General features: G+C 61.0%; 7 protein-coding genes. 3 read left to right on the top strand and 4 right to left on the bottom strand.

Features of this window, described 5'->3' with window-relative positions; all coding sequences use genetic code 11:
- The coding region (locus D8U18_RS03430) for a DUF58 domain-containing protein (protein WP_131107025.1) at window positions 1-716 on the top strand (716 nt) is incomplete at its 5' end.
- Window positions 717-751: 35 nt separating this feature from the next.
- Here the strand turns inward: D8U18_RS03430 and D8U18_RS03425 are convergent.
- Entirely contained in the window at window positions 752-1,111 is a 360-nt protein-coding gene (locus D8U18_RS03425) for a PilZ domain-containing protein (protein ID WP_056852691.1), read from the bottom strand.
- Window positions 1,112-1,355: 244 nt separating this feature from the next.
- Window positions 1,356-1,739: a tetratricopeptide repeat protein gene (locus D8U18_RS03420; RefSeq protein ID WP_130905914.1), complete on the bottom strand. Its 384-nt coding sequence runs from the start codon at window positions 1,737-1,739 to the stop codon at window positions 1,356-1,358.
- A 172-nt stretch (window positions 1,740-1,911) separates the two neighbouring features.
- On the opposite strand from D8U18_RS03420, the gene pyk reads away from it, so the two are divergent.
- Complete coding sequence (gene pyk / locus D8U18_RS03415; RefSeq protein ID WP_056852693.1) at window positions 1,912-3,363, top strand: pyruvate kinase; 1,452 nt, start codon at window positions 1,912-1,914, stop codon at window positions 3,361-3,363.
- 153 nt (window positions 3,364-3,516) lie between these two features.
- Here pyk and D8U18_RS03410 read toward each other — a convergent pair whose 3' ends face one another.
- Together D8U18_RS03410 and D8U18_RS03405 are read right to left on the bottom strand one after the other, a co-directional pair.
- Window positions 3,517-4,452, bottom strand: coding sequence for an iron-sulfur-binding ferredoxin reductase (locus D8U18_RS03410; protein WP_056852694.1), 936 nt, complete (start codon window positions 4,450-4,452; stop codon window positions 3,517-3,519).
- Window positions 4,445-5,551 carry a GGDEF domain-containing protein gene (locus D8U18_RS03405; RefSeq protein WP_130905916.1) on the bottom strand — a complete coding sequence of 369 codons (1,107 nt, stop codon included), beginning with the start codon at window positions 5,549-5,551 and terminating at the stop codon, window positions 4,445-4,447. Before D8U18_RS03405 ends, D8U18_RS03410 begins: the two co-directional genes overlap by 8 nt.
- A gap of 335 nt (window positions 5,552-5,886) precedes the next feature.
- Between D8U18_RS03405 and D8U18_RS03400 the strand changes: the two genes are divergently transcribed.
- Window positions 5,887-7,123: fumarate hydratase (locus D8U18_RS03400; RefSeq protein WP_131107024.1), on the top strand; the 1,237-nt coding region annotated here is incomplete at its 3' end.

Here is a 7,123-nt window from a genome sequence, read left to right as displayed (position 1 = left end):
GCGAATTTCGCGAGGGCGACAGCCTGCGCCAGATCGACTGGAAAGCCACCGCCCGGCAGCGCACCCCGATTGCCCGGGAATACCAGGACGAGCGCGACCAACAAATCATCTTCATGCTCGACTGCGGCCGCCGCATGCGCAGTCAGGATGATGAGTTGTCGCACTTCGATCACGCGCTCAACGCCTGCCTGCTGCTCAGTTATGTCGCATTGCGCCAGGGTGATGCGGTCGGTCTCAGTACGTTCGCCAGCGACACACCGCGCTACCTCGCACCGGTCAAAGGCACCGGGCAACTCAACACGTTGCTCAACAGCGTGTATGACCTGAACAGCAGCCAACGCAGTGCCGACTATCAAGCCGCCGCCACGCAATTGCTGGCGCGGCAAAAACGCCGCGCGCTGGTGGTGCTGCTGACCAATCTGCGCGATGAGGACGATGAAGAGCTGCTAACGGCCGTCAAACGCCTGGGCCAACAGCATCGCGTGCTGATCGCCAGTTTGCGCGAAGACCTGCTCGATAACCTGCGCGAAACACCGGTGCAGACCTTGCCCGAAGCCCTGGCTTATTGCGGCACGGTGAACTATTTGAATGCACGGGCTGAACTTCACGAACGGTTGAGCGCTCATGGCGTGCCAGTGCTGGATACACGGCCGGGGCAATTGGGGACGCAATTGGTGACGCAATATTTGAGCTGGAAGCGTGGCGGCAGCACTTAGGCGCAAAAGACCGCCGTCAGCGATCTTTTGCTTTATCAGGCCGAGGCCGGCAGCGGCAGAAAACTGAAATACTGCCTTAACGCCTCCACCAGTTGCCCATATTCAGGCGGTGCCCGCTGCAGACTGAACCCGGCGTCATAGTGGTGAGGCGTCGCGTCTTCGTGGCACCACAAGCAACACGCCCGCAAGTCAATGACCTGCTGGATGCCGCCGCTGGCGGGGATTTTAAGGCGCAGTTCAAAGTCAGCACCGATCATCATCGGCAACTGACTGATGAGCATCAGTCCATCTTCGGAGACATTGCCCAGAAAACCGATGGGCTTGTCCGTAATGCTGTTGAACACTTTCAGGAAATACGGCAGTTGATGCCGCTCGATCCGGCGGTCAGTAAACATGCTGAATTCGCTACGCAAGGCCCTTAAGCAGAGCCGCACTAATGCTTCGGAACGGACCTGCCGGTGGAACTGAAGTGGCAAGACGGCCCGCTCTCCCCGATCCTGGTGCGACAGTCAATAAACCGCTATCGCTTACTCCTGCCAATCACAGGTGTCACGATGGTTTAGAGAGAACGCTCTAAACCGGTCTATTCGACTATAGCTCACCACCGCCGGTCGGCCAGCTATTGAATGACAACCTGCATCAGAACTGCGTCGGGCGTACCGCCGCGGCACTGCGGGTCGGGTAATGGCCCAGGCTCTGCAAGGTTTCCAGGCGGGCGCGGGCGCGATAGGCGTATTCGCTTTGCGGATACGAGGCGATGATGAATTGGTAAGTCTGGGCCGCATCGATAAACATCTTTTGCCGTTCCAGGCACTGGCCGCGCATCATCGACACTTCCGGCCATACATAAGGCCGCGCCCGGCTGGCGCGCTCGACTTTGGACAATTCGAGCATGACTTGCTCGCAATTGCCCCGCTCATAGGCACTGTAGGCAAGATTCAAATGATGGTTCATCGAGAAACGGGTGCAGCCCGTGACACTGAGGACACTGATGGCAAGGGCGGCAATGAGCACGAATCGCATGGGGGGATCTCCTGTCTTGAACGCTGTATCGACCCGTGAGCGGAAATCTTCAGGCTGCCAGGCGCAAAGTTGTCCGGTTCAATAAAGAAAGCGATAAGTAGTGCAAACGAACAATGACTACAACTTCGCAGCATAGTAGCCTCACCCAGCGCTTGAACTCAGGAGTCTTTGCATGTCCGTCCGTCGTACCAAAATCGTCGCTACCCTTGGCCCGGCCAGTAACTCGCCGGAAGTTCTCGAACAGCTGATTCTGGCTGGCCTGGACGTCGCCCGTCTGAACTTCTCCCACGGCACCCCCGACGAGCATAAGGCTCGCGCCAAGCTGGTGCGTGACCTGGCAGCCAAGCACGGTCGCTTCGTCGCCCTGCTGGGTGACCTGCAAGGCCCGAAAATCCGTATCGCCAAATTCGCCAACAAGAAGATCGAGCTGAAGATCGGTGATCAATTCACCTTCTCCACCAGCCATCCTCTTACCGAAGGCAACCAGCAAGTGGTCGGCATCGACTACCCGGACCTGGTCAAGGACTGTGGCGTGGGCGACGAGCTGCTGCTCGATGACGGTCGCGTGGTGATGCGCGTCGATACCGCCACGGCCACCGAACTGAACTGCACCGTGACCATCGGCGGCCCGCTGTCCGATCACAAAGGCATCAACCGTCGTGGTGGCGGCCTGACTGCCCCGGCCCTGACGGAAAAAGACAAGGCTGACATCAAGCTCGCTGCGGAAATGCAAGTCGATTACCTCGCGGTATCCTTCCCGCGTGACGCCGCCGACATGGAATACGCCCGTCAACTGCGCGACGAAGCTGGCGGCACCGCCTGGCTGGTGGCGAAGATCGAACGCGCCGAAGCCGTGGCCGACGACGAAACCCTCGATGGCCTGATCAAGGCATCCGACGCCGTGATGGTGGCCCGTGGTGACCTGGGTGTGGAAATCGGCGACGCCGAGCTGGTGGGCATTCAGAAGAAAATCATTCTGCACGCACGCCGCCACAACAAGGCCGTGATCGTCGCGACCCAGATGATGGAGTCGATGATCCAGAACCCGATGCCGACCCGCGCCGAAGTGTCCGACGTAGCCAACGCCGTGCTGGACTACACCGACGCCGTAATGTTGTCGGCTGAAAGTGCTGCCGGCCTGTATCCGCTCGAAGCGGTACAAGCGATGGCGCGCATCTGTGTCGGCGCTGAAAAGCATCCGACCAGCAAGACCTCCAGCCACCGCATCGGCAAGGAATTCACCCGCTGCGACGAAAGCATTGCGCTGGCGACCATGTACACCGCCAACCACTTCCCGGGCGTGAAGGCGATCATCGCATTGACCGAAAGTGGTTATACCCCGCTGATCATGTCGCGCATCCGTTCCTCGGTGCCGATCTACGCGTTCACCCCGCACCGCGAAGCCCAGGCCCGCGCGGCGATGTTCCGTGGCGTGTACACCATCCCGTTCGATCCGGCTTCGCTGGCACCGAACGAAGTCAGCCAGAAGGCGATCGACGAGCTGGTCAAACGCGGCGTCGTGGAAAAAGGCGACTGGGTCATCCTGACCAAGGGCGACAGCTACCACACCACCGGTGGCACCAACGGCATGAAGATCCTGCACGTTGGCGACCCGATGGTCTGAGTGACCGAGCGCTGAAAAACAAAAGCCCCGCCATGAGAATGGCGGGGCTTTTTGTTTGCTGATCCAAAGGTTGAGTTGTCAGGGCTGGCGATGGAGCCGGTACTGTCAGCGAAGGTTTAGTGCCGCTTGATAAATCCGGTCAACGTCTGCGGCTCAACCACGTGGCAGGAACACATCGGCCAGCAGTTGATTGCGCGGCAATCCCGCCAGGTACAAGCGCCGGGCAAAGGCGTCGACGCTGTCCGGCGCTCCGCAGAGCAGGGCCAGGGTTTGCCGCGAAACAAGCCGCAGTTGCGCCAGCGCCGCGGGTAATCCGGCCGGGGTCCAGAGCTCGATGCTCAGGTTCGGGCGGCTGGCCGCCATGGCCTGCAGAGGCTTGGCCAGATAATGCTCGTCGGCGTCATGGGCCAGATGAATGACGCGGATTTCGCCTTGGTGATCCTGACGCAGAGCTTCGCGCAGCACACCAAACAACGGTCCCAAACCAGTGCCGGCGGCCATCAGCCACAGCGGTCGCGTGTGCCAATCGGGGTCATAATGCAGCGCCCCGCCGCGCAATTCGCCGAGGCGCAGCGGATCGCCGATTTTCAACTGACGTGCTGCATCGCTGAACTCACCCGGCAGGCGACAATCGAGGTGAAATTCGAGAAACCGGTCATCCTCGGGCAGGCTGGCGAGGGAGTATGGCCGTGCCACATTACCCGCCCACAAAACCAGGTGCTGCCCGGCGCTATAACGCAATGGCCGCTGCGGGATCAGGCGCAAGCGCAGTACGTTGGGGCTCAACCAGTCGAGCGCCGCGACCTCGGCCGGGCGCCCATCCTGCTGCGGGTCGAAGGTGTGCACCTGCAAGTCCTCGACCACCTGGCACTGGCACGCCAGACGCCAACCTTGCTGGCGTTGCTGCGCGCTCAAGGCATCGGGGCGGCTATCGCTCGGCAAGCCTTGCACGCACTGCACCAGGCACGCATGGCAACTGCCGGCGCGACAGCTATAGGGCACCGCCACGCCGTTCTGATTCAGTGCATCAAGCAGATTACTGCCCGCCGCCACCGACCACTGGCGGTCACCGACACGTAATTCAGGCATCGACGTTTTCCCACGCCGCCGCGCAACGGTTACGACCGTCACGCTTGGCGCGATAGAGCGCCTGATCGGCTCGCTGCAAGGCGTCGTCGAGGTCATCGCCCAGTTCCAGCAACGTCATGCCCGCCGACAGACTGAGGCTGCCGACATTCAGGCCGAGCAACTCGACATCGGTAAACGCAACCCGCAGTCGCTCACAGCAGGCGGTCAGACTGTCGGCATCGCAATCGGGCAACAACACCACAAACTCTTCGCCACCATAGCGCGCCAGAACGTCGCCATCGCGCAGGCATGCAGTGGCCACGCCGGCAAAGGCCTGCAGCACTTGATCGCCCGCGGCATGGCCGTGCAGATCGTTGATCCGCTTGAAGTGATCGAGGTCGATCAGCGCCAGGCCATGCCTGACGCCGGCGTCCATGGCGTTGAGTTCACGTGAGGCCAGGCGCAGGAAATGCCGGCGATTGAACAGGCCGGTCAGTTCGTCGGTGGCGACCAGGTCTTCGAGCTGGCGCATCATCCCGCGCAGCGTGTCCTGATGCGCCTGCAACGCGAAGCGCCGCTGCCGCATACGGTGTCGCGAAGCCTGGACGTAACCGGCATACAGTACCAGCCAGATCAGCACGATCAACAGCACGCACACCTGCAACGCCGCCAGCGCCGGGTCGGCCAGCTGAAAGTGATAGCCCTCCCACAGCGTAATGGCGCTGAAACTGAAGAACACCAGCATCGCGCAGCGTAAAAACGCGCGACGGGACAGATGAAACAGCCCGAACAGCAGGATCAGCACATAAAAGACCAGGAACGCCCCGCGCGCGTCGTCCAGATGGGCGATCAACCAGGTTTGCCAGCCCAGCCCCATCAGCACTTGAGCTTCCGTGAGGCTGGGGTCGGCGAAGCGCAGGTTGCAGCCGCTATAGAACAGGGCGAACAACGTGCCCTGGCTGATCACCACCAGTGCGCTGCCAATGGCCACGCTGGCCAGGGATTGCTGATAGTGACCGGTAAAAAACGCCAGCCACAGCAACAGCAAAGCCAGGGCATACGTGCCGGCTGCCAGGGCAAAACGTTTGAGCAACAGTCGCTGGATGGCGTTATGGGTCAATCGTTGACTCACCGAATGAAGGCTGACAGAGCGTCCTACTCTACAGACCGAGTGTCACTTTAGTGGGGCGGCCGATAAATGACCATTCAATTTTCGGTCGGATAAATGGCGTCAAATCCATGGCTGAAAAATCACTTGGATTCACGCGGCCGCCTATGCGACCAACGTTTGACTACCGGCGCGTGTGCCCTTGGACGAGGCGCGTTATACTGCCGCGCCTTTTTAGCGTCGCGCCAGCATGCCCGGCGTGCCTTGAAAGGTGCTTGCAACCGACCGATGCACCCAAGCTGCAAGCACCTTATTGAATGTTCCCGTCTTTTAGAGGAGCGCGACTCATGACCGTGATCAAGCAAGACGACCTGATTCAGAGCGTTGCCGACGCCCTGCAGTTCATTTCCTATTACCACCCCGTGGATTTCATCCAGGCGATGCACGAAGCCTACCTGCGCGAAGAATCGCCAGCGGCCCGTGATTCGATGGCGCAGATCCTGATCAACTCGCGCATGTGCGCCACCGGCCACCGTCCGATCTGCCAGGACACCGGCATCGTGACCGTGTTCGTGCGCGTGGGCATGGACGTGCGCTGGGATGGCGCGACCATGAGCCTGGACGACATGATCAACGAAGGCGTGCGTCGCGCCTACAACCTGCCGGAAAACGTCCTGCGTGCCTCGATCCTCGCCGACCCGGCGGGCGCTCGTAAAAACACCAAGGACAACACCCCGGCCGTGATCCACTACTCCATCGTTCCGGGTAACACCGTGGAAGTGGACGTGGCGGCCAAGGGCGGCGGTTCCGAAAACAAGTCGAAAATGGCCATGCTCAACCCGTCCGACTCGATCGTCGACTGGGTGCTCAAGACCGTTCCGACCATGGGCGCCGGCTGGTGCCCACCAGGCATGCTCGGCATCGGCATCGGCGGCACCGCCGAGAAAGCCGCTGTCATGGCCAAGGAAGTGTTGATGGAGTCCATCGACATTCACGAACTCAAGGCCCGTGGTCCACAGAACCGCATCGAAGAAATGCGCCTGGAGCTGTTCGAGAAGGTCAACCAGTTGGGCATCGGTGCCCAGGGCCTTGGTGGCCTGACCACCGTGCTCGACGTGAAGATCATGGATTACCCGACCCACGCCGCGTCCTTGCCGGTGTGCATGATCCCGAACTGCGCCGCTACCCGTCACGCGCACTTCGTGCTCGACGGTTCCGGCCCGGCCTCGCTGGAAGCGCCACCGCTGGACGCCTACCCGGAAATCGTCTGGGAAGCCGGCCCGTCGGCGCGTCGCGTCAACCTCGACACCCTGACCCCGGAAGAAGTGCAGAGCTGGAAGCCGGGCGAAACCGTCCTGCTCAACGGCAAGATGCTCACCGGCCGCGATGCTGCGCACAAGCGCATGGTCGAGATGCTGAACAAAGGTGAAACCCTGCCGGTCGATCTGAAAGGTCGCTTCATCTATTACGTCGGCCCGGTTGATCCGGTGCGCGAAGAAGTGGTTGGCCCGGCTGGCCCGACCACCGCAACGCGGATGGACAAGTTCACCCGTCAGATCCTCGAGCAAACCGGCCTGCTGGGCA

Source organism: Pseudomonas sp. Sample_10 (genome assembly GCF_004321495.1).
In the GTDB taxonomy this organism is placed as follows: domain Bacteria; phylum Pseudomonadota; class Gammaproteobacteria; order Pseudomonadales; family Pseudomonadaceae; genus Aquipseudomonas.
The sequence above is the reverse complement of the archived record's forward strand: the minus strand, read 5'-3'. Positions and strand labels throughout refer to the sequence as shown.